We start from the raw sequence: 26,331 nt of genomic DNA on the forward strand, positions 1-26,331 counted from the left end.
GGTTCCTCGTAGGGCGGTGCGGGGGACGCCGAGTTGATCGGTATACCGAACGTCGTTCGACCGAAATACCGAACCAATCCGACGTCGAAATACCGAACAATTACCGGAAATGCAGAGGCGATTGTTTGCGCGTTCCCGTGGACCGTCAACCCCTGCGGACTCGAACCATGACGAGTCTTTGATTTCCCGTTCTTGGCTACGCTGGGACCGTGAAGAACATCCGGGTCCTCCTCGCCGAGGACCAGGGCATGATGCGCGGTGCGCTCGCCCTGTTGCTCGGCATGGAGGACGACATCGAGGTGGTCGCCCAGGTCGCGACCGGTGACGCGATCGTGGCGGCCGCGCTGCTGCACCGGCCGGACGTGGCTCTGCTGGACATCGAACTCCCGGGCATCAGCGGCCTGGACGCGGCCGCCGAGCTGCGCGAGCAGGCGCCGGACTGCCGGGTGCTGATCCTGACCACCTTCGGCCGGCCCGGCTATCTGCGCCGGGCCATGGAGGCCGGAGCGGCCGGATTCCTGGTCAAGGACGGGCCGGTGGAGGAGCTGGCCCAGGCGATCCGGCGCGTGCTCACCGGGGAGACCGTGGTCGATCCGGCGCTGGCCGCGGCCGCGCTCAGCGCCGGGCCCAATCCGCTGACCGCCCGGGAGTGCGATGTGCTCAAGGCCTCGGCGGACGGGGCGACGGTCACCGACATCGCCGGCCGGCTCCATCTGTCCGAGTCCACGGTCCGCAACTACCTGTCGTCCGCGATCGGTAAGACCGGCACGCGGAACCGGGCGGAGGCGGTGCGGGAGGCCCGGCAGCAGGGGTGGCTGTGAGCCTCCGGCGGTGCTACTTCGTCACCTCCGCCGACCCGTAGGACGTCCCCGCCGGCGCCGTGCACACGAACCAGTTGGCTCCCTGGAAGCCGTCGATCACGCGGATCGCCGACCCCGTGTCGTGGGCGGAGAAGCCGTCGGCCGGCTCGGCCACGGCCGTCGTGCCGTCCTTCCAGTGGCAGGTGACCTGCCGGGCGGTCTTGGCGACGATGCCGATCACCAGCCGGCCGGAGCTCTCGCCGCCATACCCCAGCCGGGTCGCGGCGGCCGTGAGGTCCGTGCCCGAGAAGCGCTCGAACTTCTCGACCGAGTTGAACATCACCTGCTGCGGCCGGTTCTCGCCCCAGCCCCGGGTCGCGAAGTACGAGATCTTGCCGATCAGGTCGGCGGGCTTGCGAGCGTCCGCCGGCTGGATGCCCAGCCCGGCCATGGCCTCGAACTGCCGGGCCGCCTCGTCCTTGTTGCGCGGCGCCCCCCACACCTGGACGACGACGTGCCATTCCCTGCCCTTGTAGACGCCCCGCGCCAGCTCGGTCCGCTGCGGCTCGTAGACGTGCCGGGCCTCCGCCGACGCCGGGGGCTTCGCCACATGCGCCTGCCGGTCGGCCGGGCCGGCGCCCGGCAGCCCCGTCACCGCGAGGGCGCCCGTCGTCCCGGCCACCACCAGCGCCGTGGCCGAAGCCATCGCCCAGCGCCGTGCTCTGCGTCGCCGGCCGCCGCGGATGACCGCCTGCACCGGGGCTGTACCGATCTCGACCTCGTCCGCGGCGTCCGCGAGGAGGAGGGCGATGTCCGTCTGGCTCATGTCGTGGTTCCTGTTCCGGTCCTCGCTCATCACTTGCGCCCTCCCTGCGTCACCATCTCGGCCAGTCCCGGTACGGCGCGGAGTTTCGCGATCCCCTTGGCCGCGTTGCTCTTCACCGTGCCGACCGAGCAGCCCATCGCCTCCGCCGTCTGGGTCTCCGTCAGGTCCTCCCAGTAGCGCAGGACCACCGCCTCGCGCTGCCGCGCGGGCAGTTGGGCGAGCGCCTTGAGCAGGGCGCTGCGGTCGTCGGCCTGCGCGATGCGGTCGCCCGTGTCGGGCACCTCGTGCACCAGGCCCGAGTCGTCCTTCGGCGCGAGGAACTCCTTCAGCCTTCTTCTGTGTCTGCGCGCATGCGCGTTGATCATCACGCGCCGCACGTACGCCTCCGGGTCGTCGGCCGAACCGACCCTGCGCCAGGCCACGTAGACCTTCTCGAGGGTCGACTGGACCAGGTCCTCCGCGGCGTGCTGTTCTCCCGTGAGGAGAAACGCCGTACGCATCAGCCGCGGCCAGCGGCCGATCATGAAGCTCTGGAACTCCTCGTTCCGAGCCTGCTTCCCGTCCCCCATGGGCACCTCCTAGATGTCAGAAGGAGTCCACGGGCCGCCCGGACCGTTGCCTCACCGCGCGGAACTCACCGAGATTTTCTTCGGCAGCCACAGCAGCATGAGCAGCACCCCGCCCAGCAGCACCCCGGTCCCGGTCCGGAAGGCCAGCGCGTACCCCTCGGTCAGGGCCTCGGCCCCGGTGCCGTTCCCGGTGTGCGCCGTACGTGCCGCCGCGATGGTCGACATCACCGCGAGCCCCAGCGAACCGCCCATCGTGCGCGAGGTGTTGACCAGTCCGGACACCAGCCCGGCGTCGGAGGCCGACGCTCCCGAGGTGGCGAGCGCGGCCAGTGGCGTCGCCGAGAGCCCGGCGCCCAGCATCATGAGGATGCCCGGGCCCATGACGGAGGTCGGGTAGGCGCCGTGCGCGGTCATCGTCGACTGCCAGGCGAATCCGGCGGCCGCGATCAACGCCCCCGCCACGGCCACGGTGCGCGCGCCCAGTGCCGGCAGGAAGCGGGGCGCCAGCTTGGAGCCGAGCACCACCGCGAGGGAGCTGGGCACCAGCGCGAGTCCGGCGACCAGCGGGGAGTAGCCGAGCACGTTCTGCGCGTACAGCGTCATGAAGAACCACATGCAGAACATCGCCGAACCGCTCAGGAACATCGCCGTGTTCGCCGACGCCACCGAACGCAGCCGGAACAGTCCGAGCGGCATCAGCGGGGCCGGGGTGCGGGCCTCGACGGCCAGGAACAGTCCGACCAGCGCGAGCCCGGCGACCAGCGGCACCAGCGTGGCCGCCGCCGTCCACCCCTCGGACTCGGTCCGCGAGATGCCGTACGCCAGCGTCGCCAGACCCGCCGTCACCAGCAGTGCGCCCGGCAGGTCGAGCCGCCGCCTGTCCCCCGCCCGGCTCTCCGGCAGCCACCTCAGCGAGCCGGCGAGCACCACCGCGCCGACGGGCACGTTGATCAGCAGCACCCACCGCCAGTCCAGCACGTCCACCAGGGCCCCGCCGACCAGTCCGCCCGCGGCACCGCCACCGGCGCCCACCGCGGTCCAGGTCGCGATCGCCCGGGCCCGGGCCGGACCCTCGGGCACCGCGGCCGTCAGCAGCGTCAGTGTCGAGGGCGCCAGCACCGCCGCGCCCAGCCCCTGCACGGCCCGTGCCAGCAGCAGCTGCCAGCCGTCCTGGGCCAGCCCGCCGGCCAGCGACGCCAGCGTGAACAGGCCCAGCCCGACGAGGAACATCCGCTTGCGGCCGTAGAGGTCGCCGGCCCGTCCGCCGAGCAGCATGAACCCGGCGAAGGCGATGGCATACGCGTTCACCACCCACTGGAGGCCCGAGGTGCTCAGCCCGAGGTCGGTGCGCATCGACGGCAGGGCGACGTTCACCACGGACACGTCGAGCACGACCAGGAACTGTCCGGCACAGGCCAGCGCCACCACCAGCCAGGTGGGCAGGGCGACGCGGCGGGATATGAGGGGCGAGGTGTCGGCGGCTTCCAGCATGGGTGTCATGCTCTCAACCCGGTTACGGTCCTTGCATCGGCATTTCGGACCACCGGGTCCTGGGTCGTACGGCCTACACCCGGCCTACGCCGCCCGCAGCAGTGTGACCACCGCCGCACCGCCCAGGCCGATGTTGTGGGCGAGGCCCACCCGGGCTCCGGGCACCTGCCGCTCCCCCGCCTCGCCGCGCAGCTGCCAGACCAGTTCGGCCGCCTGCGCGAGTCCGGTCGCGCCCAGCGGGTGCCCCTTGGAGATCAGCCCGCCGGAGGGGTTCACCACCCAGCGGCCGCCGTACGTCGTCGCACCCGACTCCACGAGCTTGCCGGACTCGCCCACCGGACACATGCCGAGCGCCTCGTACGTCAGCAGTTCGTTGACGGAGAAGCAGTCGTGCAGCTCCACGACGTCCACGTCCTCGATGCCGAGCCCGGCCCGCTCGTACGCCTGCCGTGCCGCCGCGCGGGACATGGGCTGTCCGACGACGTCGATGCACGAGCCGGACGCGAACGACTCCTCGGTGTCGGTGGTCATGGCCTGCCCGGCGATCTCGACCAGGCCGGTCAGCGAGCGCGCCCCGGCGAACCGCTCCGACACCACCACGGCCGCCGCCGCGCCGTCCGAGGTCGGCGAGCACTGCAGTTTGGTCAGCGGCCGGTGCACCGTGCGCGCGGCGAGGATGTCGTCCACCTCGTACACGTCCCGGAACTGGGCGTAGGGGTTGTGCGCCGAGTGGCGGTGGTTCTTGGCGGCGACCGCGGCTAGCTGGGCCTCGGTGGTGCCGTACCGCTCCATGTGCTCGCGGGCCGCGTCGCCGAAGATCTGCGCGGTCGGCGGGGTCGTCTCGAAGCCGTGCCGGGCGGCCATGATCCCGTAGTGCCGGGCGACGGGTGATGTCGTGAAGTCTCCGGAGTCGGCCCCTCCCCCGAGCGCCCCCTTCTTCATCTTCTCGAAGCCGAGCGCCAGCACGCAGTCGCAGGAACCGCCCTCGACCAGCTGGCGGGCCAGCATCAGCGCGGTGGCGCCGGTCGCGCAGTTGTTGTTGACGTTGTAGACGGGGACCCCGGTCAGGCCGAGTTCGTAGGCGGCGCGCTGGCCGGCGGTCGAGGGCTGGAAGCAGTAGCCGACGGGAACCTGTTCCACATCGGTGTACGCGACCCCGGCATCGGCGAGCGCCGCACCCCCTGCCTCTCGCACCATGTCCCAGTACTGCCATTCCCGGGTCTCGGGCTTCTCGAAGCGGGTCATTCCGACCCCGGCGACATAGGCCTTCATGGCGCGCCAGAGTAGAACGTGTTCCATCAACACACCAGAGCCTGACGGAAGATCAGAAACCCATGGACCGGTCAAGGATTCATTAGAGGCCCGAAGCAACGGAATAGTTGCCTGTGCATACGAGGTTTACCTACCACTCATGTCACGCGGGAGGCCTCACTCAATGACGCACACGACGACCGCCCAGCCCCACCGGAGGGCCGGCGGAGCCGTGGTCCCGGTGCTCGCCTTCGCGGGCATCGTGGTCGCGGTGATGCAGACGCTGCTGGTACCGGTCATCAAGGACCTGCCGCAGCTGCTGGACACCGCCCCCAGCAACGCCACCTGGGTCCTCACCTCGACCCTGCTGTCCGGCGCCGTGGCCACCCCGATCATGGGCCGGCTCGGCGACCTCTACGGCAAGCGGCGCATGCTGATCCTCAGCCTCGCCGTGATGGTGGCCGGCGCCCTGGTCAGCGCGGTCACCAGCCAGCTGCTCACGATGATCGTGGGCCGCGCCCTGCAGGGCTTCGCCATGGGCGCGATCCCGCTCGGCATCGGCCTGATGCGGGACATGCTGCCGCGCGAGAAGCTCGGCTCGGCCATGGCCCTGATGAGCTCCTCGATCGGCGTCGGCGGCGGCCTCGCGCTGCCCGCCGCGGCCCTGGTCGCCCAGCACATGAACTGGCACGCCCTGTTCTACGGCGCCGCCGGCCTCGGCGCCCTCTCCATCGTCGTGACCCTCCTCGTCGTACCGGAGTCCCCGATGCGCGCCGAGGGCTCCTTCGACCTGCTGGGCGCGATAGGCCTGTCCACCGGTCTGGTGCTGCTCCTGCTGCCCATCACCAAGGGCAGCGACTGGGGCTGGTCCTCCGGCACGACCCTCGGCCTGTTCGCCGCGTCCGCCGTCGTCCTCGTCCTGTGGGGCCTGTTCGAGCTGCGCGTCCAGGCGCCCCTGGTCGACCTGCGCACCACCGCCCGCCGCGAGGTGCTGCTCACCAACCTCGCCTCGATCATGGTCGGCGTCAGCTTCTACGTCGTCTCGCTCGTCCTGCCCCAACTGCTCCAGCTGCCGAAGGCGACCGGCTACGGCCTCGGCCAGTCCATGGTCGTCGCGGGCCTGTGCGTGGCCCCGCTGGGCCTGACGATGATGTTCACGGCGCCGGTGTACGCCCGCCTGTCCGCCCGCTACGGCCCCAAGGTCACCCTGATCATCGGCCTGATGATCATCGCCGTCGGCTACGGCGGCGGCCTCGGCCTGATGGACGCGGCCTGGCAGACCATCGTCACGTCCGTGGTCCTCGGCGCCGGCATCGGTCTGGCCTACTCCTCCCTCCCCGCGCTGATCGTCGGCGCGGTCCCGGCCTCGGAGACCGGCGCGGCCAACGGCCTGAACACCCTGATGCGCTCCATCGGTACGTCCGTCTCCAGCGCCGTCATCGGCATGGTGCTGGCCAACACGGCCGACAACGTGGGCGGGCTCGCGATCCCGACCATGCACGGCTTCCGCGTCTCCTTCCTGATCGCGACGGCCGCGGTGGCGGTGGGCCTGCTGCTGGCCCTCTTCCTGCCGAAGCCCGACCGCGCACCGCAGCTGCGGGCCAGCAGCGAGGAGGACGCGAACCTGCGGCGCGCGGAGGAGGTCCTGCGGGGCTTTCGCGGGCGGGTCCTGGACGCCGAGGGCACTCCGGTCGCCCGGGCCAAGGTCACGCTGATCGACCGGCGGGGGCGGCAGGCGGGCGCGACGCTCTCCGAGGCGGACGGCAGCTACGCCCTGGCGGTGCCGGCCGAGGGTGCGTATGTGCTGGCCGCGAGGGCTTCCGGGCATGGGCCGCTGGCTTCGTCCGCGACGCACCACGGTGAGGAACGGGCGGTCGACCTGGATCTTTCCCTGCCGGGTGAGAGCGTCAGCGCTTAGCGCTCCACCACGGTGCCACCGTGTCGCGTCCGGCGGCTGCGGCACCGTCGTGGCTTGCCGCGCAGTTCCCCGCGCCCCCTGAGGGACGCTTCGCGCACCCCCTGTCGTCAGGCGACCGGGGGTGCGGCAGCATGGGCGGCCAGACAGCCGTACGACCGAAGGGCCGCCATGACCGCCGCACCCAAGCCCCAGATCCTGGCCGCGTTCGAGGCGGCGAAGGGCTTCATGCCCGTGGACGAGGGACTGGCGCTCTACGCGGCCGCGGTGGAGGCGGGCCGGCTGGGGCTGCCCCTGCTGGAGGTCGGCACGTACTGCGGCCGCTCCACGATCCTGCTCGCCGACGCGGCGCGCGAGGCCGGCGTCACCGCGCTCACCGTCGACCACCACCGGGGCAGCGAGGAGCAGCAGCCGGGCTGGGACTACCACGACCCGGAGACCGTCGACCCCGAGATCGGCCTGATGGACACGCTGCCGGCCTTCCGCCGGACCCTGCACAGGGCCGGCCTGGAGGAGCACGTGGTCGCGCTGGTCGGCCGTTCGCCGCAGATCGCGGCGATCTGGAACTCCCCCCTCGGCTTCGTGTTCGTCGACGGCGGCCACACCGACGAGCACGCCACCGCCGACTACGAGGGCTGGGCACCGCACGTCGCCGAGGGCGGCCTGCTCCTCATCCACGACGTCTTCCCGCACCCCGAGGACGAGTTCACCGGCCAGGCGCCGTACCGCGTCTATCTGCGCGCGCTGGAGTCGGGCGCGTTCACGGAGGTCTCCGTGACCGGATCACTGCGCGTACTGCGGCGGACCGGAACGGGCATCTGACCCGGGCTCGCCCCGGCCCGGCCACCCACCTGGCCCTCTCGGCCATGTGAAGGACCTGCGTGGCCGCTAGGGTGGCAGGCGTGTCGTACGTAGGCCCGGACTTCGATCCCCCGCAGCCCCGCCGGCCCCGGCGAGGGCCGCTGACCGTCGCGCTCGCCGCGCTCGTGCCCGGTGCCCTGCTGGGCTGGGTGGTGTACGAGGCGGTGGGCGGGTCCGGGAGTTCGGGCTCCGGCTCCACCACGGCGGGCCCGCGGACCTCCGCCGCCTCGCCGAGCACCGCCGAGCCCTGGTCGGCGCCCGCCACCGACGACGGCAAACAGAAGAGTCCCTCGCCGTCGCACACGTCGCGCGCGTCGACCGCCGACGGCCCGCTCAAGGGCAAGGTCGTCGTCATCGACCCGGGCCACAACCCCGGCAACTTCTCCCACGCGGCCGAGATCAACCGCCAGGTGGACATCGGCACGAACAAGAAGGAGTGCGACACCACCGGCACGTCCACCAACGCGGGTTACACGGAAGCCCGGTTCTCGCTGGACGTGGCCCACCGGCTGCGCACGATCCTGGAACAGCAGGGCGCCACGGTGAAGTTGACGCACGACGGCGACTCCCCGCCCTGGGGGCCCTGCGTCGACGAGCGGGCCCGGATCGGCAACACGGCGCACGCGGACGCCGCCATCTCCATCCATGCCGACGGCTCCGCGGAGGGCGACCGCGGCTTCCACGTCATCCTCCCGGCATCCGTGCACGCGGGTGCCGCGGACACCCGCCCGATCGTCGGCCCCTCCCGCGACCTCGGCGAGCGTGTGGCGGGCAACTTCCTTCGTGTCACCGGTGAACCGCCGTCCAACTACGTCGGCAAAGGTACCGGTCTCGTCACACGTCAGGACCTGGGCGGTCTCAATCTGTCAACGGTTCCCAAGGTCTTCATCGAGTGCGGCAACATGCGCGATAGCAAGGACGCGGCACTGCTGACCAGTGGCGCCTGGCGGCAGAAGGCCGCGCAGGGGATCTCTGAGGGAATCGTGAGTTTCCTGCGCGAGTCGTGACCGGCGGGCGGAACCGGGCGGACAGGCCGATCTTGCGGACGATAGTGTCTACCGACGACGAGACGACTCACGAAGGACCTGTTGTGAATATCCGCTCCCTCACTAGAGGCGACGGCGTGGTGATCGGAGCAGCGGTGTTGCTGTTCATCGCGTCGTTCCTCGACAACTACTCCGATGACAAGCTGCCGGACGGCTTCGACATCCCGAACCTGTGGGAAAGCGGACCGGTTCTGCTCAGTGTCGTCCTGGCGGGGATCATCGGCGCAGGGCTCGTCGTCTTCGCCCGGACCAAGTCGCAGCCGCTCAAGGTGGCGGGCCTGGACCTCGGCCAGTTCGGCGTGGCGTTCACCGTCTTCGCCGCGTGGAGCGCCCTCGGCAACGTCATCGACCCGTCCGGCGGCGCGAACAACATCGGCAGCACCTCCACCGACGGGCCGGGCGCCGGCACGGGCCTGGTCATCGCGCTCATCGCCACCCTGGTGATGGCCGCCGCCGCCATCGCCACCCCCCTGGTCCCCGCCCTGCAGGCCGCTCTGGTCCCGGCTCCCAAGCCGGCCGCCCCGCAGCCCTACGGCGCCCAGCCGCCCGGTGGTTACGGCTACCCGGGCGCGCCCCAGCCGCAGCAGCCGTACGGTGCCCAGCCGCAGCCGGGCCAGCCGTTCGGGCAGCAGCCGGCTCCGCAGGCCGCGGCCGCCCCGGCGCCGCAGCCGGCCGCCGGCGGGGACTTCTCTCCGTTCTGGTTCGCCGTGCCGGTGCCGCGGCAGCTGTTCGCCGAGGACGGTTCGCCGACGCCGATCGCCGAACTGGCTCCGGGTACCTGGTACTTGGCCGTCGAGCAGCGTGGTGCCACGCTGGTCGCGCAGACCCAGGACGGCCGCCGTGGCGTACTGCAGGACACCTCCGGTATCCAGCGCGGCTGAGCCCCACCCGTACCGTCGCCGACGGCCCCTCGCCCTTCCGGGCGGGGGGCCGTTGCCGTACAGTCGCCTCCCGCGCATTGACTGACGGAGCGTCAGGAGGCAGGCATGCGGCTCGGTCTCGCACTCGGCTACTGGGGCCGCGGCCCCTCCCCGGACCATGTGCCGCTCGCGCAGGAAGCGGAACGGCTCGGGTATCACTCCGTGTGGACGGCCGAGTCCTGGGGGTCGGACGCCTTCACCCCGCTCACCTGGATCGCCGCGCAGACCTCGACGATCAGGCTGGGTACGGCCGTTGCCCAGATGGCGGCCCGTTCGCCGACCGCTACCGCGATGCACGCGCTCACCCTGGACCATCTCTCCGGGGGGCGGATGATGCTGGGGCTGGGCCTGTCGGGGCCGCAGGTGGTGGAGGGCTGGTACGGCCGCCCGTTCCCGAAGTCGCCGCTGACGGCTACCAGGGAGTACGTGGACGTCGTACGGCAGGTGCTGCTGCGGGCGGCGCCGGTGGAGTCGGAGGGCCGCTTCCATCCGCTGCCGTACCGGGGGCCGGACGGCACGGGACTGGGCAGGCCGCTGAAGCCGATCACCCATCCCCTGCGGCACGACCTGCCCGTTCTGCTGGGTGCGGAGGGCCCCGGGAACGTGGCGCAGACGGCCCGGATCGCCGACGGCTGGCTGCCGCTGTACTGGGCGCCGAGCCGGCCCGAGGTGTACGGGGACGTGGTGCGGGAGCTGCCCGAGGGGTTCCTGGTGGCGCCGATGGCACGGGTGAAGGTGTGCGACGACGTGGCCGAGGGTCTGCTGCCGGTGAAGGCCATGCTCGGCTTCTACATCGGCGGGATGGGCCACGCGGCCCGCAACTTCCACGCCGACCTCATGGCGCGCATGGGCTACGAGGAGGAGGCCCGGCGGATCCAGGAGCTGTTCCTGGCCGGGCGCCGTGAGGAGGCCGTGCTGGCCGTGCCGGACGCCTTCGCCGACGAGATCTCCCTGGTCGGCCCGCGCGAACGGGTCGCGGAACGCCTGGAGTTGTGGCGCAAGGGTCCGGTGACGGACCTGCTGGCCCTGTCACCGGACCCGCACACCCTCAGGGTGCTGGCGGAGCTCAACGCCTAGCCGCCGCTCAGCTGCGAGGCGGACGGAACCTGGTTCTTGACGGGGGCGCCGGCGCTCTGGCCCGCGTCCTTCACCTTGTTGATGATGTCGTCGAAAGCACCGGCCGCGCCCTCGTCCCCGCTGCGCAGTTTGGCCGGCAGGCTCTTCAGGCCCGCGATGCCCGCGGTGAGCGGTGCCAGGGCCTTGGAGAGCAGCGGATCTCCCTGGGCGTTCTTCTGTGCCGCCTTGAGCCGGTTGTAGGCGAAGGCGCCGGCCAGACCGGCTTTCACCAGGGTCAGCTTGCGGCCCTTGGCACCCTTCTTGAACTTGCCCTCCTTCGCGGGCTTGACGATCCACTGGTAGACCGCGCCTGCCGCGAGGCCCGCGTTCGCCACGAACCGGGTCTTGGCGAACTTCTGGCGCTCGGCCGACGTGCTCGGACTGGGCGTGGCCGCGTTGGCGGCGGCCACCTGCGTGGTGTCCTTCGTACTGGTCTTCTCGCTGCTGCCGCAGGCCGTCGAACCGGCCAGCAGCGCGCAGCACAGGGTGAGCGCCACACAGAGACGCCGTATCGGTACGGGCACGAGGTCCTCCGGACGTGTCTCCCCGAGCGGGTACTTCCTCCGGAAGCCTCACCCGGACGGCCGGTGTCCGCCACTCGGGCGACGCCGTCCGGGTTCCCGGCCGCGTTTCGCCGCCCCGATCGGGGCAATCCGAAGTGCATGTCTCGATATCGCAACAGTGCGAACCAGGCCGGGACGGTCATCGCGATCGTCGCCGACATCATGGCGTTCATCCTCGGCCTGTGGATTCTGATGTACCTGCTGGAAGCGAACCGGGCCAACAGCCTCGTCCAGTTCGTGCACGGCGCCGCCGGCTGGCTGGCCGGCTGGTCCCACGACCTCTTCACGTTCGACGAGGCCTGGGCCCGGGTGGTGGCCGGATACGGTCTCGCCGCCGTGGTCTACCTGTTCGTGGGCCACGCCGTCGCCAACCGGATACACCGGCACTGACCGCTCAGCGGCAGCAGTCCGGGTCCAGGCCGGACGGCAGGTGTTCCCCTCCGAAGACCGCGCAGGTGGCGTCGTGGCCGCCCAGGGCCGCGACGGCCAGCAGGAGGGAGCCTGCCGTCCAGGTGGTGAGCTCGCAGGGCCAGATCGCCTCGTCGTCGAAGACGTAGCCCGTCCAGTACAGGCCGCTCTCCGCGTCGCGCAGGTGCTGGATGGACTGGAGGATCTCCAGGGCGCGGTCGGACTCGCCCATGGCCCACAGGGCCAGGGCCAGCTCGCTGGACTCGCCGCCGGTCACCCAGGGGTTGGGGACCACGCAGCGCACGCCGAGGCCGGGTACGACGAAGCGGTCCCAGTCCGCCTCGATGCGGGACTTGGCCTCCGCTCCGGTCAGGGCGCCGCCGAGGACCGGGTAGTACCAGTCCATGGAGTAGCGGTCCTTGTCGAGGAAGCGCTCGGGGTGCAGGCGGATCGCGTGGCGCAGGGCGCCCACCGCCAGCTCCCAGTCCGGCTGCGGCTCCTCACGCTGGTCGGCGATGGCGAGGGCACAGCGCAGGGCGTGGTGGATGGAGGAACTGCCGGTGAGCAGCGCGTCCGTGGTGGGCGTGCCGTCGTCGTCGCGGCGCCAGCCGATCTGGCCGCCGGGCTGCTGCAGCCGCAGCACCCACTCCATGGCCGCGTAGACGGTGGGCCACATGCGGTCCAGGAAGGTGTCGTCGCCGGTCGACAGGTAATGGTGCCAGACGCCGACGGCTATGTAGGCGACGAAGTTCGACTCGCGGGCGCGGTCGGTGACGTCGTCGTGGGCGCCGTCGGCGTAGGCGGCGAACCAGGAGCCGTCCTCGTTCTGGTGGGCGGCGAGCCAGGTGTACGCCCGCTCGGCGGCCTCGTGCTCGCCGGCCGCGTCCAGGGCCATGGCGGCCTCGGTGTGGTCCCACGGGTCGAGGTGGTGGCCCCGGAACCACGGGATCGCGCCGTCCTCCCGCTGTACGGCGAGGATGCCGCGCACGGTCGCGGCAGCCTGCTCGGCGGTGAGGACCCCGGGCAGGACGAGGTGTTCTGTCCGGGGCGTCGTCACTTGGCGGACGCCCCGTCCGTCTCGGCGAGCCGGGGCAGGTGCGGCTTGGTCGCGTAGGCCACGAAGCTCTTGCCGATCAGCGGGTTCAGCGCCTGCTCGGCGACCCGGGTGGCGAGCGGCTTCTTCATGATGTCCCAGACCAGCAGCTTGTGGTACGCCCGCACCGGCAGCGCCTTGTCGTTGTCCACGCCGAACGCGCACTTCAGCCACCAGTACGGCGAGTGCAGGGCGTGCGCGTGGTGGGTGCCGTACGGCCTGAGGCCCGCTTCGCGGATCTTGGCGAGCAGTTCGTCGGCCTTGTAGATGCGGATGTGGCCGCCCTCGACCTCGTGGTAGGCGTCGGAGAGCGTCCAGCAGACCTTCTCGGGGCCGTAGCGGGGCACGGTGATGGCGATGCGGCCGCCGGGCTTGAGGACGCGGACCATCTCGGCGAGCACGCCCTTGTCGTCGGGGATGTGCTCCATCACCTCGGAGATGATGACGACGTCGAAGGACTCGTCCGGGAAGGGCAGCGCCAGCGCGTCGCCCTCCATGGCGGTGGCGGTGGCGCCCGCGGGGGCCTCGCCGGCCTCCTTCATCGCGGCGAACCACTTGGCGACCTCGCGGATCTCCTCGCCGTTCTGGTCGAGGGCCACGACGTGCGCGCCGCGCCGGTAGCACTCGAAGGCGTGCCGGCCGGCCCCGCAGCCGAGGTCCAGGACACGGTCGCCCGGGGCGAGCGGGAACCGGGAGAAGTCGACGGTCAGCACGTGGCCCTGCTTTCGGAAGAGATGCCGGTGTCGGTCGTGGCGGCTGCCGGGGCAGCGTTCGCTGCGGTCGCGAAGCGGCCGGGTTCCGCGACCTCGGCGCGGTGGACGCCTGCCGCGGAGCGGGCGATGGCCTCGCGGTAGCGGGACACCGTTCCCTCGGCGGCACGGGCCCAGGTGAACCGCTCCAGCACGCGCGCGCGGCCCGCCGCGCCGAGCCGCGCGCGCAGCTGGGGGTCTCCCAGCAGCCGGCCGAGACCTGCGGCCAGTGCGCCCGCATCGCCGGGCGGTACGGCCAGGCAGGTCTCGCCGTCGCGTCCGGCGACCTCGGGGATCGCGCCGCCGGTGGTGGCGACCAGCGGGGTGCCGGTGGCCATGGCCTCGGCGGCGGGCAGCGAGAAGCCCTCGTAGAGCGAGGGCACGCAGGCGACCTCGGCCGAGCGGATCAGGTCGACGAGTTCGGCGTCGGAGATGCCCTTGACGAAGTCGACGGCGCCTTCGAGGCCGTAGCGCTCGACGGCCTGGGCGACCGGGCCCTCCGTGGGGCGCTTGCCGACGACGACGAGGTGGGCGGCCGGGTGCTCGGTGCGCACCTTCGCGAGGGCCTCGACGAGGAAGACCAGGCCCTTGAGGGGCACGTCCGCGCTGGAGGTGGTGACGATCCGGCCGGGCACCTCGGCCACGGCCGGATTCGGCGAGAACAGGTTGGTGTCGGCGCCGATGTGGACGACGTGGATGCGGTCGTCCCGGACGCCGAGGTGGTCGACGATCTCCTGGCGTGAGGTGCCGGAGACGGTGAGTACGGAGGGCAGGCGGCGGGCGACGCGCTTCTGCATGCGGGTGAAGGCGTACCAGCGGCGCACCGAGTAGCGGCGCTGCCAGCCCTCGGCCGCGTCCAGCTCCAGCTGCCGGTCGACGGTGATGGGGTGGTGGATGGTGGTGACCAGGGGGGCGCCGATGTCCCCCAGCAGCCCGTAGCCGAGCGTCTGGTTGTCGTGGACGACGTCGAACTCGCCGCGGCGGGCGCGCAGATGGCGGCGGGCGCGCAGGGAGAAGGTCACCGGCTCGGGGAAGCCGCCGGTCCACATGGTCGCGACTTCGAGGGCGTCGACCCAGTCCCGGTACTCGTCGCGCCCGGGGGTGCGGAAGGGGTCGGGCTGGCGGTAGAGGTCGAGGCTGGGCAGCTCGGTCAGGGTCAGGCTCGGGTACCCCTCGTCCAGGACGGGATAGGGCTGTGAACCGATGACCTCCACCCGGTGGCCGAGGCGGGCCAGCTCGCGGGAGAGGTGGCGTACGTAGACGCCCTGGCCGCCGCAGAACGGGTTCCCTTTATAGGTGAGAAGCGCGATGTTGAGCGGTCGCTCGCCGTCGGCTGCGAGGTCCGGTCGGGGACCCGCCTGACTGGCCTCAGCGGTCACTCTGGGCCCCCTTCTCCCTGCACTGTCCCGCGAGACTACGACGGGACGCTAATCTAGAACAAGTTTCAGACTTGATCGTTCAAGAGGCTCTGAATCTACCGGCAGGTAGGGGCCAGGTGAGCAGTGGATCAGGTGATTCACGCCACGACGAGGACCCCCTGCGTGCAGGATGATCACAAGCCCCAACAGACACCCTCACCGACTGTCACGGAACGGGACCCATGCCTGCGGAATCCAAGCTGGAAGCCAGTAGCGTCCGGCCCCCTTCGGCGCCGCTGACCGAGCGGCAGGAGGCCCGCCGCCGCCGGATCCTGCACGCGAGCGCACAACTGGCCAGCCGGGGCGGTTTCGACGCCGTACAGATGCGCGAGGTCGCCGAGTCCTCGCAGGTGGCCCTCGGCACGCTGTACCGCTACTTCCCGTCCAAGGTGCATCTGCTGGTCGCCACCATGCAGGACCAGCTGGAGCACATGCACGGGACGCTGCGCAAGAAGCCGCCGGCGGGCGACACGGCGGCCGAGCGGGTGGCGGAGACCCTGATGCGGGCCTTCCGCGCGCTGCAGCGCGAGCCGCACCTGGCCGACGCGATGGTCCGCGCCCTGACCTTCGCCGACCGGAGCGTCTCCCCCGAGGTCGACCAGGTCTCCCGGCAGACCACGGCGATCATCCTGGACGCGGTGGGCCTGGAGCACCCGACCCCCGAGCAGCTCTCCGCGGTTCGGGTCATCGAGCACACCTGGCACTCGGCCCTGATCACCTGGCTCTCGGGCCGCGCCTCCATCGCCCAGGTGAAGATCGACATCGAGACGGTGTGCCGGCTGATCGACCTGACGGAGCCGGACGCGACGAACCGTCGCTGAACGCACGAGACCTACGAGACGGGTTCCCTTCGCCGGCATGGTCCGGATCAGGTGATGGGGGTCGCCGTCGAGCCTGACTGCTGCTTTTCGGCCTCTCAGCCCTACCGTCGCTGTCGGCCTCGGCGGATGCATGTACCTCGCGCCAAAGTCGGCTACTCCGGTCGGACTCCCTCACTCGCCTCGTAGGCTGCTTTCAGGATAATCCCGATGCCGCACGAAAGAGCCGGACAAATGGGATTATTTTTCGCACCGACACTGACCTGCGGCCACGCCAGGAGACCGGTTCCAGCCCGCTCCGGCTTCGCCCCAGCAGCACCTCGCCGGCCCACTGCTCCAGCAGGCGACGGGCCTCGGCCCCGGGAGCGGCCAGGGACACGCTCTGTGCCGCCGCGTGGACCGTGCGCTCCTGTTCGTGGGTGCCCTCGCTGCAGCGGCCGCACAGGACCTCGAAGCTGCTCGCGGGGGCGCGGGCGGCGGCCTCGCGGCCCGGCTCGTACGCCTTCGCCCAGTTGCGCAGGAACTTGTGGGCCGGCGCGGCGTCGTACCACCACACCGCGCTGCGCTTCTCGTCCGGGTGGTGCGCGAGGACCCGCTCCGGCAGGCCGGCCGCGGTGAGCCACTCCTCGGCGTTCCACGCCTCGTAGGCCTCGTCGATCAGCCGCTCGGCCTCGGACTCACGCACGCTTTTCCACCCTGGTCGGTACGAAGATCTTCGGAACCGCAGGAGAGCACCCCGCGGCTCCGACATCGCTAGTCCTCGGGCGGGAACACCGGCTCCGCGCTGCCCACCAGCGTGATCATGATGGCCTCCACGGGGCAGTTCTCGGCGGCCTCCAGGACCTGTTCGCTCGCGTCGGTGTCCGGTTCGACCGGATGGGACTGGCGGGCGGAGTCGAGGCGGAAACCGTCCGGTGCGTGGTGGAGGCACTGGGCCGAGCCGATGCACACGGACCGGTCGACCTCGACGTGCCAGCGGTCGCCCATCCCTAAGCCCCCGCCGGCAGGTGGATCATCTTGTGTTCGAGGAACTCGCCGTAGCCCTCGGGGCCGAACTCCCGCCCCAGCCCGGAGTTCTTGTAGCCGCCGAACGGGCCGAGCATGTCCAGGCTGAAGGTGTTGACGGAGTAGGTTCCGGTGCGGACCTGCCGGGCGACCTCGATGCCGTGCTCGACGTCGGCCGTCCACACGCTGCCGGACAGGCCGTAGTCCGAGTCGTTGGCGATCTTCACGGCCTCCTGCTCGTCGCCGTACGGCAGCAGGCAGATCACGGGGCCGAAGATCTCCTCGCGGGCGATGCGCATGGAGTTGTCGACGTCGCCGAAGAGGGTCGGTTCGACGTACCAGCCGCGTTCCAGGCCGGCCGGGCGGCCGCCGCCGGTGAGGATCTTGGCTCCCTCCTCCTGGCCGATGCGGATGTAGTCGAGGTTGCGCTGCTGCTGGCGCCGGGCGACCAGGGGGCCGACCTGGGTGGCCGGGTCCAGCGGGTCGCCGACCTTCAGGGCGTTCGCCGCCTGCGCGAAGGCGTCGGCGAACTCGTCGTAGCGGGGGCGCGGGACGAGGATGCGGGTCTGGGCGACACACGCCTGCCCGTTGTTCATCCAGGCCGCCGGGACGATGCCCGACACGGCCGCCTGGACGTCCGCGTCCGGGAGCACGACGGCCGCCGACTTGCCGCCCAGCTCCAGGGTGACCCGGGTGAGGTTGCGGGCGGCCACCTCCATCACCCGCTTGCCGGCCGCGACCGAGCCGGTGAAGGAGACCTTGTCGACGCCCGGGTGCCCGACCAGGTACTCGCTGACCTCGCGGTCGGCCGGGAGGATGGACAGGACGCCCTCCGGCAGCCCGGCCTCGCGTGCGATCTCGCCGAGGAGGTACGCGTCCAGCGGCGACTCCGGGGACGGCTTGAGGACGACCGTGCAGCCGGTCAGCAGCGCGGGCGCGAGCTTGGCGGCGGCGACGAACTGCGGGACGTTCCACGGGACGACGGCCGCGACCACGCCGACCGGTTCGCGCGTCACGAGGATCGGGCCGAGGACGCCGGCGCGGCGCTCCTCGTACGGGAAGTTCTGCGCGACCTTGATCGCCGAGTCCCACACCATCATCGCGCCGAGCGCCTGGGCGAGGACGCTCCAGGAGTACGGCGATCCGTTCTCCGAGGAGATCACGCGGGCGATCTCCTCGTGCCGGGCGAGGATGCCGTCCTTGATCCGGGTGACGACCTCGATCCGCTCGGCCAGCGAGGCGCGTGGCCAGGGGCCTTCGTCGAAGGCGCGGCGCGCGGAGGCCACCGCCCGGTCGACGTCCCCCTTGGAGGCGTGCGGCACCCGGCCGATGACCTCCTCGGTGTGCGGGGAGATCACCTCGATGACGTCCCCGCCCAGCGGGTCGGTCAACTCCCCGCCGATGAACAGCTGTCCGTGTTCCACGAGCTCGGTCATGGCCGACTGCCTCCCGCCGCACCGCCTGTTTCTGACGCTGTTTCAGACTGATACCAGTTCTAGTCGCGGTAGGCCAGACGTCAGAGGTCGAGCTGGTACTCGAACGTCGTGTGGGTCGGCGCGTAGCCGAGCGCGTCGTTGATGCGCATCATGTGCGGGTTGTTGTCGGCGGTGTCGGTCAGCAGGCCGCCCAGATCCGGGTGCCGTTCGAGGGCGTGCCGGATGGAGGCGGCCTTCATCCAGCGGCCGAGGTCATGACCGCGGTGCCGGGGGAGGACGCCGGTGCCGTAGTGCCGGCCGTCACCCTCGCCGTCGCCGGGGACCACCAGTTCGGTGAACCCGGCGATCGAGCCGTCCGACTCGTCGACGGCGGCGACGGTGTGCAGCAGGTCGCCCCGCTTCTCGATCGCCGCGGCGGCGGCCCTGACCCGTTCCAGGTCCCAGGTCACCGTGCCGAAGTCGGTGCTGCCCATCGGCATGTCGTCCATGGCGTGCCGGGACTCGACATACGTCTCGGCGAGGTCGTCGGGAACCGTGCCCTCCCAGGAGGTCAGCCGGTAGCCGGGGTGCGGCTCCTCGATGATCCGGGTGAGAGCCGTGACGTCCGCCCCGGCCGGCGGGAGCCGGGCGAAGACCAGGGTCAGGACCCTGCGGAAGCCCCGGGCCGGCAGGAACCCGTCGCCGGGAGAGCCGGCCTCGGCCTGGGTGACGACGCAGCGCCGGCCGTCCTCGCGCGCGGCGGCCACGGCCGCCTCCAGGAGCCGGGTGCCCGCACCCTTCCGCCGCTCGGCCGGGTGGACCCGCAGCTCCAGTTCGGCGAGATGCTCCTGCCCGGCCCTCGTGAAGAGGCGCAGGAACGCCGACCCGACGGGGACTGCGTCGGCGTCGGAGGCCAGCCACGCCAGACGGCGGGAGGACGGTCCCGCATCGGGGTCGGTCAGCGGGGTGATGCGCACGGTCAAGGTGGCTCCATCGGCCAGGGGGATCGGCGGCCCGGAGAACGTAGTCGCTCCGGCTCGGACGCGGCAAAGGGTTAAAAGCAGGCGCTCTTGCAGTATCTGACGCACAGTCAGGTCTGGTTATAGTGGGCAGCGGTCGTGGGGTGCGGACGGCGGGGTGGAGGACACATGACGGAGACGTTCGATCACGGCGGGGGCATACGGTCCATCCAGGTCCCCATCCCGGACAACCCGCTCGGGTACACGCTGGTGTACGTCGTGGACACCGACCGGGGCCCGGTGCTGGTGGACTCGGGCTGGGACGACCCGGCCTCCCGGGAGGTCCTGACCGCCGGGCTGGCGGCCTGCGGCACCTCGGTCACGGAGGTGCACGGGGTGGTCGTCACCCACCACCATCCGGACCACCACGGTCTTTCGGGGCAGGTCCGCGAGGCCTCCGGGGCATGGGTGGCGATGCACCCGGCCGACGCGGCGATCGTGCGCCGGACGCGCGAGACGCGTCCGGAGCGCTGGTACGCGTACATGGCCGCCAAGCTGACGGCGGCGGGAGCGCCCGCGGAACACGTCGCTCCGCTGCGCGCCGCCCGCCGCCGCACCTTCCCCGGACTCGCCCCCGCCCTGCCCGACCGCGAGATCGTCCCCGGCGAGCTCCTCGACCTGCCGGGCCGGCGGCTGCGTGCGATCTGGACCCCGGGCCACACACCCGGCCACGTCTGCCTGCACCTGGAGGAGGAGCATCCGGACCGACTTCCCGGCAGCGGACGCCTGTTCTCGGGCGACCACGTCCTCCCGGAGATCACCCCGCACATCGGCCTGTACGAGGACCCCGACGACGCCACGGTGACCGACCCTCTCGGCGACTACCTGGACTCCCTGGAGCGGGTCGGCCGCCTCACCCCGGCCGAGGTGCTCCCGGCCCACCAGTACGCCTTCACCGACGCACCGGCCCGGGTGCGACAGCTGCTCACCCACCACGAGGACCGTCTCACGGACCTGCTGGCCCTCCTCTCCGAGCCGCTCACACCCTGGCAGCTGGCCGAGCGCATGGAGTGGAACCGCCCCTGGCAGGAAATCCCGTACCCGTCGAGGAACATCGCGGTCTCGGAGGCCGAGGCCCACCTGCGGCGCCTGGTGAAGCTGGGGCGGGCGGAGCCGGTGGCGGGGAGCGAGCCGGTGGCGTACGTGGCGGTGTGAGTGGACGCGGGAGGGAGAGGGGGCTGTTGGATGGCCTCATGGACCCTTTGGAGCAACTCCTCGGCGAACGCGCCTGCGAGCGCCTGATCCTCGACTTCGTCCACCGGCTCGATCTGGGTGAGCCGTCTTCCGTGGCCGAGCTGTTCACCGAGGACGGCAGCTGGGCGTGGCCGGCGGGCGAACGCCTGGTCGAGGGCCGGGAGGCGCTGCGCGAGTACTTCGGCTCCCGCCCCGCCGACCGGCTCTCGCGCCGCCTGATGTCCAACGTCCTCGTCACCGTGACGTCCCCGGACACGGCCACCGCCATCTCGTACTTCTCGACCTACCGCGTCGACGGCCGTCGGGGCGGCCTCGTCCCCGCCGAACCGCCCGTCCAGGTCGGCCACTACCAGGACGCTTTCCGGCGGACCGACGGCCGATGGCTGCTGGAGAGCCGCGTTCTGCACCTGGCGTTCGCGGGTCCGACGCCGAAGGTCAGCTGAGCCCGGCCGCCTCCCGCTCGGTCCGGCTCAGCGGCGGGCCGGGCAGGGGGCCCCTGCGGGGCCCGAAGCAGATCGCCCAGAGCATGTCGGGGGCGAAGAGGCGGGTCGGCGGGGTCTTCAGGCTCATCACGTCCAGCAGGCCGCGCAGGGCGCGCGGGTTCCCGGAGCCGGCGGCGACCGCCTTGTCGACGTACGCGGTGAGCAGCCGCTCGACGGCGGTCGGCGGCTGGGGTGCGGCGCCGGGGTAGTACGCGTCCTGGCCCACCGCCAGGTTCCAGGCGTTGCCGACCGGCCGGGCCACCGCACGCTGGATGCGGCGGGCGGTGCCGGGGGCGGCGGGGCCGTGGCGGTCGAGGACCCGGCCGAGTTCCTGCACGCTCTGCGCGGCGACGGAGAGGCCGTGGCCGTAGACGGGGTTGTAGCCGGCGACAGCGTCCCCGATGACGGCGAAGCCGTCCGGCCAGGTCGCGCAACTCTCGTAGTAGCGGCGGCGGTTGGCGGTGCTGCGGGTGGTGACCGGGTCGGTGAGCGGCTTGGCCCCGGCGATGAGCCGGCCGATGATCGGGTCCTTGAGCCCGGTGAGCGCGAAGTGCTCGAACTCGTCGGGGTCGGCGGTCGGCCGGCCGCCACGGGTGCCCGAGAGGGTGACCAGCCAGCGGTCGTCCTCGATCGGTACGACGACTCCGCCCCGGCCGGGCGCGTCACGCGGGTCGGCCTGGACGTTCACGACCGGGTAGCGCAGGGCGGCCGTGCCGTCGGGGGCCGCGTAGACCCGGCTGGCGTAGGCGACGCCCGCGTCGACCACCCGCTCCTCCACCGGGGCGTGGCCCAGCTCCCGCAGCCACTTGTGGGCCTGGGAGGCGCGGCCACCGGCGTCGATCACCAAGTCGGCGTGGAGGGTGGCGAGTTGCCCGCGAGGTCCGTCCGGCACCCGGATTCCCGTCACTCGCCCCTTGTCACCCACGAGGCCCGCCACCCGTGTCCCGTCCCGCAGCGTGATCCGGCGGCGGCCGAGGACGTCGGCCCGGATCACCGCGTCCAGCAGGTCCCGGCTGCAGACGATCATGTGGTGCCGGGAGTCGGTGAACCGCCGGAACCACTGCCCCGAGGGCGCCTTGCTCACCAGGTCGGTCATCACGTCGATCAGCCCGGCGCCCCGGCCGACCAGCTCCCCGGTGACCCCCGGCAGCAGCTCCTCCAGCGCGGCCACCCCGCCGGACCACAGCAGATGGGCGTGGCGGGCCTGCGGCAGCCCCTTGCGCGGCTCGGGCCCCTCCGGCAGCCGGTCCGCCTCCACGATCACGACCTCGTGGAAGCGGCTCGCGAGCACGGAGGCGGCGAGCATGCCGGCCGTACTTCCGCCGATGACGATCGCGGTACGGCGGGCGCTGGCTCTGTCAGGCATGAATGGTGAGACCTTCTGTGGCGACCGCCTCGCGGCGGAACGTTTCGACAACCGACGAGTGGAACCGCAGAGCCTGCGCGATGCACTCCAGCTCGCTGTCGCGCTCCGGGCTGCCGCCGGACACGGGGCCGGTCCCGGACCCGGGTCCGCCCGCGGGCGCCGGCTCCATGGGCCCTGTCTCCGGCGGCTCGTCCCCGGTCGCCGGTGAGCGCAGGATGTCCGTGGCGATCAGGATGTCCACCGCTCCGGCGATGCCCCGGGCCGCGGAGTCGGAGTGACCGGCCGCCGTTGCGGCCTGGTGGGCCCGGTGGCGGCGGGCGGGGCTGAGGTGCGGGGAGAGTTTGAGGAGGCCGTCGTTGATGGCGGCCCGGCGCAGTTCCAGACGCAGGGCGGCGCCGCTGACCCGGCCGGTGGCCGGGGCGGCCGGGGGCGTGACGATGAGCATCGCCTGCCACAGGGGCTTGAGGCGCCGGTGGGTGCGGACGAGGGCGCGGCGCTCGTCGAGGACCGGGCCGGCCTGCCCGGCGATGAAGCCCACGGCGACCAGTGCCGCCTCGGCGATGGCGAACGGCGGGGCGACGTACGTCGACAGCCAGTCCCAGTCACGGCCGCTCCAGCGCGCGCCGATCGCGGCGAGCTTGGCGACGTCGAAGATGAGCCCGAGCGCGTAGGCGACCTGGAGGAAGACCACGGCCCGGCGCAGCCAGGTGTCCTCGACCTCCTGGAACCAGGCCCACAGGATGCCCGCGGCGACCAGGGCGGACACCATGTGCGCGACCAGGTAGAGCAGTGCGAACTCACGCATCCAGGGCGTGTTGGCGTAGTAGGTGTCGAGGTCCCGCAGCCGCTCCACGTGGTGGTCGCCGAGCAGGAACGTCGTCCACAGGCCGAGGATGATGGCGCCGTAGGCCATCCAGACCGTGCGGGTACGCCGGCTGCGCACCGTGGACGGCGGCTCGCGCCAGGTGATGATCAGCCAGAGGCAGGCCCCGCAGTAGGCGGTGAGGAGTGAATAGACCCAGAGGCCGGCGAAGTTGGGGACTCCGGTGATCTCGTTGATGCCGTGCAGGTTGCCCGGCGGCAGCGAGGCGAAGACGACCGCGCCGATGCCGAGCAGCAGCGCCGTGGCCCGCAGGATCGGGTCCTGCCAGGCCCGGCGCAGCAGCGGCAGCTTGATCACGAAGGCCACCGCGAGGAGCGCCGCGGGGACGGCGTAGGCGGCGAACGAACCCGCCATGTCCCAGCGCATCACGGGCCGCCGATGTTGCCCAGCGAGGACGACAGCCGGCCGGCGAGGGTGTCCTGCGTCGTCCGCCCGGCCGCCGCGCCCGGACCGACGACCTTGGAGAACTTGGCCGCCAGCCGCAGCCCGCACTCCTCGGCCTCCCACTCCGCCGCGGCCGCCGCCGCGGCGGGCGAGCGGGTGGCCATGGCGACCACCTGGTCCCAGGGGATGTCCCCCTCGGCCTGGGACAGCAGCCGGCGTGCCGCGGCGGGCATGCCGGCCGGGTAGTGCACGTCCAGCGTCTGGTAGTGGATGTGGCCGATCTCGTGCCCCGCGATGACGAACTTGTGCTCGTCGGGCGCCATGTCCTCGACCACGACGATGTACTGCTCGTCCATGGCGAAGGTGACCCCGGAGACGTCCAGGCCCGGCGGGAAGTTGACGAATTTCAGCCGGACCGGGCGGTCCAGCTGAGGGCTGAGCGTGGCGCAGACCGCGTGCAGGAACGCCTTCGGCTCGGTGGGCGGGGTCAGCGTCCGGGCGGTGTCACGGACGAGCCGGTCGAGGAACCGCTTCGGCGACCTGGCGGGTCTGCGGGACTTCGGCGCTCTGTCGGGGCTCATGCGTCGTCCTTGCGGTCGGCGGGGGTGCGGCGACCATAAGGCGGGGAAGACGGTAACGGCACGTTCCCGCACCCGCAACGATCATTTACGGCCAGATCTGGATCAGTTACGGCCGGAAGCGCATCAGGCACGCCCGGCGCCCTTCAGGTCCACGCCCTTCGCGTCCCCGGCGCCCACCGTCTCCCCGGCACCCCCGGCCTGCTCCGAGACGATGATCATCTCCGCCAGGTCCGCGAGCGTGGCCAGCTGACGGGCGTTCATCTGCGGGGCCCGCGCGGCCAGCCGGACCAGTCCGCTCTCCCGCAGCCGCAGCAGCGGGTCCGCCTCCGCCGCCAGGACCTGCAGCACCGGCCGCAACGCCTCGTGCAGCGCCTCCGGTTCGTCCGCGGTGAAGAAGCCCGCGGGCAGGCCGAAGAACCTGCGCAGCCGGTCGGTGTGTTCGAGACCCGGCATACCGCTCTTGCGCCACTCGCTCAGCCACTGCCGGCTGGTGCCGGCGATCCGGGCCAGCTCGTCCAGCGAGTACCGCTTGCCGTCGGGCCGGCGCCGGGTCTCGCGGATGAAGTCCAGGCGCTGCCGCACCCGTTCGGCGAGGCAGCCCTCCGTCGCCCGGCCGCCCGAGAGCAGCTCGACGACGGTGCCGACCGGGATGCCGGTGCGATGCGAGAGGCCGGCGACGTCCAGGACCTCCGGCAGCCGGCCGGGCCGGCCGGTCAGCTCGCCGAGGCGGTCGAGCACATCGGCCAGCAGGGCGTAGGCGTCACTCACCGAGGTCCCCCCTGGGCGTGTCGTCCGTTCCGTGGCTGAGCTGACGCGAGGCTACCCGGTCACCAGTGCGCCGACCAGACGTGACAACTTCCGCTGCGGAATTAGGCAGCAATCGTTGACAGTTGATGGTGCGGTGGGTGAGGATCGGGGCACAGAGAGCAAGATCGACCCGCCTCGGGTGCTGCCTATGGGGGAGCAGCATCCGGGGCGTCTCTGTCCGCCTTCTCCCCACGAAGGTGAGCCTTCGATGCCGCATGCCGTCCTCCTCCTCGGGGTGAGCCACCGGGCCGCGTACGACGCGTACCCGCTGGAGCGGATCGCGGCGGTCCACCCGGTGGTGCTGGTCGACCCGTCCCCGCCCGTCTGGGCGCGTCCGTACCTGGCCGGCCACATCGCGGCGGATCCCGGCCAGGACGCGGCCACCGCGGAGGCGGTCGCGCGCCACGCGTTACGGCTCGGGTTGAGCGGCGTACTGACCTGGACCAGGCGGTACCTGCCCGCCGCCGCGCACATCGCGGCCCGGCTGGGCCTGCCGGGCATCCCGCACGAGACGGCCGCCGCCTGCGCCGACCCGACCGCGTCACAGGTGCTGCTCGCCCGGCACGGAATTCCGCCGGCCGGCCGCGAGGACGCCGGGGCCCCGCTCGTCCGCGCCGAGACCGTCGTCCTGGACGACGAGGTCCGCATCGCCGCGCTGACCCGTACGGCACCGGGGCCGCCGCCCGCCCGGCAGCCGCTGCGGCACTCCGTGCACGCCCACGACGGGCTGCTGCACAACCGCTTCCTGCGGCAGACGGTCGAGCGGACCGTGCGCGCGCTCGGCCTCACGCACACCGTCGCCCACATCGGCCTGCGGCTCACGGCACGCGGCCCCCGCGTCACGGACGTCGTCCCGCACCTGCCCGGCGATCTGATCCCGCTGCTGGTCGAGCGGGCCACCGGTGTCGACCTCGCCCGGGCCGCCGCCGCTCTGGCCGTCGGCCGGCTCCCGGACGTGACGCCGACCCGACAGCGGGCGGCCTCGATCCAGTTCGCCTACCCGGCCACGACCGGCCGGCTGACCCATCTGGACATGGACCCGGCCGCCGCGTACGAGCCGTCCGCCGAGCGCATGGTCCTCACCCGGCAGCCCGGCGACCACGTCACGGAGGCCGCCCGGGCGGACCCCGAGGACCGCCTCGCGCACTGGGTGGCGGAGGGCGAGACCCCGGCGGACTGCGCACACACCCTGCGCCGCATGGCCCGCCATCTGTCCGTGGCCGTCACCCCGCCGGCCCGGCCGTTCGCGGCCTAGGTGTATTGACCCGCAGCGTTGTTCACTCGGCTGATCGGGGGCTGGCCTCCGAGTGCGGTGTGGCAGCGGTGGTGGTTGTAGGTGTGGAGAAAGTCT

At 72.1% G+C, this 26,331-nt stretch carries 27 protein-coding genes, 1 pseudogene and 1 riboswitch; of the genes and pseudogenes, 11 read left to right on the plus strand and 17 right to left on the minus strand.

Features of this window, described 5'->3' with window-relative positions; all coding sequences use genetic code 11:
• Positions 1–209: 209 nt before the first annotated feature.
• Complete coding sequence (locus tag FB157_RS03085; RefSeq protein ID WP_145875606.1) at positions 210–821, plus strand: response regulator transcription factor; 612 nt, start codon at positions 210–212, stop codon at positions 819–821.
• Between the two features lie 13 nt (positions 822–834).
• On the opposite strand, the gene FB157_RS03090 is transcribed toward FB157_RS03085, so the two are convergent.
• From FB157_RS03090 to FB157_RS03105, 4 genes are all read right to left on the minus strand, one after another.
• The gene (locus FB157_RS03090; protein WP_261386133.1) at positions 835–1,626 is read right to left on the minus strand and encodes a hypothetical protein; all 792 of its coding nucleotides are present in this window, start codon (positions 1,624–1,626) and stop codon (positions 835–837) included.
• A gap of 29 nt (positions 1,627–1,655) precedes the next feature.
• On the minus strand, positions 1,656–2,195 hold the full coding sequence (locus tag FB157_RS03095) for a SigE family RNA polymerase sigma factor (protein WP_145875609.1): 540 nt from the start codon (positions 2,193–2,195) through the stop codon (positions 1,656–1,658).
• Between the two features lie 51 nt (positions 2,196–2,246).
• A complete protein-coding gene (locus tag FB157_RS03100) occupies positions 2,247–3,695 on the minus strand; it encodes an MFS transporter (RefSeq protein ID WP_145875611.1) in 1,449 nt (482 codons plus the stop codon).
• A gap of 75 nt (positions 3,696–3,770) precedes the next feature.
• Positions 3,771–4,958, minus strand: a complete 1,188-nt coding sequence (locus FB157_RS03105; protein WP_145875756.1) for a lipid-transfer protein — start codon at positions 4,956–4,958, stop codon at positions 3,771–3,773.
• 163 nt (positions 4,959–5,121) lie between these two features.
• Between FB157_RS03105 and FB157_RS03110 the strand changes: the two genes are divergently transcribed.
• The 5 genes from FB157_RS03110 (at position 5,122) to FB157_RS03130 (ending at position 10,756) form a co-directional block, all read left to right on the plus strand.
• The gene (locus tag FB157_RS03110) at positions 5,122–6,855 is read left to right on the plus strand and encodes an MFS transporter (RefSeq protein WP_145875613.1); all 1,734 of its coding nucleotides are present in this window, start codon (positions 5,122–5,124) and stop codon (positions 6,853–6,855) included.
• Between the two features lie 168 nt (positions 6,856–7,023).
• Positions 7,024–7,674 carry a class I SAM-dependent methyltransferase gene (locus tag FB157_RS03115; RefSeq protein ID WP_145875615.1) on the plus strand — a complete coding sequence of 217 codons (651 nt, stop codon included), beginning with the start codon at positions 7,024–7,026 and terminating at the stop codon, positions 7,672–7,674.
• An 80-nt stretch (positions 7,675–7,754) separates the two neighbouring features.
• Positions 7,755–8,720, plus strand: coding sequence for an N-acetylmuramoyl-L-alanine amidase (locus FB157_RS03120; RefSeq protein ID WP_145875617.1), 966 nt, complete (start codon positions 7,755–7,757; stop codon positions 8,718–8,720).
• A gap of 83 nt (positions 8,721–8,803) precedes the next feature.
• A complete protein-coding gene (locus FB157_RS03125) occupies positions 8,804–9,640 on the plus strand; it encodes a hypothetical protein (protein ID WP_145875619.1) in 837 nt (278 codons plus the stop codon).
• Between the two features lie 105 nt (positions 9,641–9,745).
• Entirely contained in the window at positions 9,746–10,756 is a 1,011-nt protein-coding gene (locus tag FB157_RS03130) for an LLM class F420-dependent oxidoreductase (RefSeq protein WP_145875621.1), read from the plus strand.
• Here FB157_RS03130 and FB157_RS03135 read toward each other — a convergent pair.
• Positions 10,753–11,319 carry a hypothetical protein gene (locus FB157_RS03135; protein ID WP_145875623.1) on the minus strand — a complete coding sequence of 189 codons (567 nt, stop codon included), beginning with the start codon at positions 11,317–11,319 and terminating at the stop codon, positions 10,753–10,755. The two genes, FB157_RS03130 and FB157_RS03135, sit on opposite strands and share 4 nt — an antisense overlap.
• Positions 11,320–11,457: 138 nt before the next feature.
• On the opposite strand from FB157_RS03135, the gene FB157_RS03140 reads away from it, so the two are divergent.
• Entirely contained in the window at positions 11,458–11,748 is a 291-nt protein-coding gene (locus FB157_RS03140; protein ID WP_145875625.1) for a hypothetical protein, read from the plus strand.
• A 4-nt stretch (positions 11,749–11,752) separates the two neighbouring features.
• Here the strand turns inward: FB157_RS03140 and FB157_RS03145 are convergent, their stop codons facing one another.
• From FB157_RS03145 to FB157_RS03155, 3 genes are read right to left on the minus strand one after another with little or no spacing between them, the layout of a single operon-like run.
• Entirely contained in the window at positions 11,753–12,823 is a 1,071-nt protein-coding gene (locus FB157_RS03145) for a prenyltransferase (protein ID WP_145875627.1), read from the minus strand.
• A complete protein-coding gene (locus FB157_RS03150; protein WP_145875629.1) occupies positions 12,820–13,572 on the minus strand; it encodes a class I SAM-dependent methyltransferase in 753 nt (250 codons plus the stop codon). The genes FB157_RS03145 and FB157_RS03150 overlap by 4 nt, the downstream gene beginning before the upstream one ends.
• Positions 13,566–14,987, minus strand: coding sequence for a glycosyltransferase family 4 protein (locus tag FB157_RS03155; protein ID WP_145875631.1), 1,422 nt, complete (start codon positions 14,985–14,987; stop codon positions 13,566–13,568). The genes FB157_RS03150 and FB157_RS03155 overlap by 7 nt, the downstream gene beginning before the upstream one ends.
• Positions 14,988–15,208: 221 nt before the next feature.
• On the opposite strand from FB157_RS03155, the gene FB157_RS03160 reads away from it, so the two are divergent.
• Positions 15,209–15,847, plus strand: coding sequence for a TetR family transcriptional regulator (locus FB157_RS03160; RefSeq protein ID WP_145875633.1), 639 nt, complete (start codon positions 15,209–15,211; stop codon positions 15,845–15,847).
• Between the two features lie 7 nt (positions 15,848–15,854).
• A riboswitch (TPP riboswitch) is annotated at positions 15,855–16,030 on the minus strand.
• A gap of 10 nt (positions 16,031–16,040) precedes the next feature.
• Here FB157_RS03160 and FB157_RS03165 read toward each other — a convergent pair.
• The 4 genes from FB157_RS03165 to FB157_RS03180 all read right to left on the minus strand — a co-directional run bounded on the left by FB157_RS03165 (position 16,041) and on the right by FB157_RS03180 (position 19,247).
• The gene (locus FB157_RS03165) at positions 16,041–16,529 is read right to left on the minus strand and encodes a hypothetical protein (protein WP_261386134.1); all 489 of its coding nucleotides are present in this window, start codon (positions 16,527–16,529) and stop codon (positions 16,041–16,043) included.
• A gap of 68 nt (positions 16,530–16,597) precedes the next feature.
• On the minus strand, positions 16,598–16,831 hold the full coding sequence (locus FB157_RS03170) for a ferredoxin (RefSeq protein WP_145875635.1): 234 nt from the start codon (positions 16,829–16,831) through the stop codon (positions 16,598–16,600).
• Between the two features lie 2 nt (positions 16,832–16,833).
• Complete coding sequence (locus FB157_RS03175) at positions 16,834–18,285, minus strand: aldehyde dehydrogenase (RefSeq protein ID WP_145875637.1); 1,452 nt, start codon at positions 18,283–18,285, stop codon at positions 16,834–16,836.
• 80 nt (positions 18,286–18,365) lie between these two features.
• Complete coding sequence (locus tag FB157_RS03180) at positions 18,366–19,247, minus strand: GNAT family N-acetyltransferase (protein ID WP_145875639.1); 882 nt, start codon at positions 19,245–19,247, stop codon at positions 18,366–18,368.
• 165 nt (positions 19,248–19,412) lie between these two features.
• On the opposite strand from FB157_RS03180, the gene FB157_RS03185 reads away from it, so the two are divergent.
• Positions 19,413–20,438 carry an MBL fold metallo-hydrolase gene (locus FB157_RS03185; protein WP_145875640.1) on the plus strand — a complete coding sequence of 342 codons (1,026 nt, stop codon included), beginning with the start codon at positions 19,413–19,415 and terminating at the stop codon, positions 20,436–20,438.
• Between the two features lie 38 nt (positions 20,439–20,476).
• On the plus strand, positions 20,477–20,920 hold the full coding sequence (locus FB157_RS03190) for a nuclear transport factor 2 family protein (RefSeq protein ID WP_186581314.1): 444 nt from the start codon (positions 20,477–20,479) through the stop codon (positions 20,918–20,920).
• On the opposite strand, the gene FB157_RS03195 is transcribed toward FB157_RS03190, so the two are convergent.
• From FB157_RS03195 to FB157_RS03210, 4 genes are all read right to left on the minus strand, one after another.
• Positions 20,913–22,325 (minus strand): NAD(P)/FAD-dependent oxidoreductase, encoded by a 1,413-nt coding sequence (locus FB157_RS03195; RefSeq protein ID WP_145875642.1) that lies wholly within the window; start codon positions 22,323–22,325, stop codon positions 20,913–20,915. The two genes, FB157_RS03190 and FB157_RS03195, sit on opposite strands and share 8 nt — an antisense overlap.
• The gene (locus tag FB157_RS03200; RefSeq protein ID WP_145875760.1) at positions 22,318–23,574 is read right to left on the minus strand and encodes an MAB_1171c family putative transporter; all 1,257 of its coding nucleotides are present in this window, start codon (positions 23,572–23,574) and stop codon (positions 22,318–22,320) included. The genes FB157_RS03195 and FB157_RS03200 overlap by 8 nt, the downstream gene beginning before the upstream one ends.
• On the minus strand, positions 23,574–24,173 hold the full coding sequence (locus tag FB157_RS03205) for a hypothetical protein (RefSeq protein WP_261386135.1): 600 nt from the start codon (positions 24,171–24,173) through the stop codon (positions 23,574–23,576). The genes FB157_RS03200 and FB157_RS03205 overlap by 1 nt, the downstream gene beginning before the upstream one ends.
• Before the next feature lie 123 nt (positions 24,174–24,296).
• Positions 24,297–24,941, minus strand: coding sequence for a helix-turn-helix domain-containing protein (locus FB157_RS03210; protein WP_261386136.1), 645 nt, complete (start codon positions 24,939–24,941; stop codon positions 24,297–24,299).
• A gap of 247 nt (positions 24,942–25,188) precedes the next feature.
• On the opposite strand from FB157_RS03210, the gene FB157_RS03215 reads away from it, so the two are divergent.
• Positions 25,189–26,235: a hypothetical protein gene (locus FB157_RS03215; protein ID WP_145875643.1), complete on the plus strand. Its 1,047-nt coding sequence runs from the start codon at positions 25,189–25,191 to the stop codon at positions 26,233–26,235.
• Here FB157_RS03215 and FB157_RS03220 read toward each other — a convergent pair.
• Positions 26,232–26,331 (minus strand): annotated as a pseudogene (locus FB157_RS03220) (IS481 family transposase); the annotation flags it as partial. The gene FB157_RS03215 and the pseudogene FB157_RS03220 overlap by 4 nt on opposite strands.

It is taken from the genome of Streptomyces sp. BK340 (assembly GCF_007827595.1).
In the GTDB taxonomy this organism is placed as follows: Bacteria; Actinomycetota; Actinomycetes; order Streptomycetales; family Streptomycetaceae; genus Streptomyces.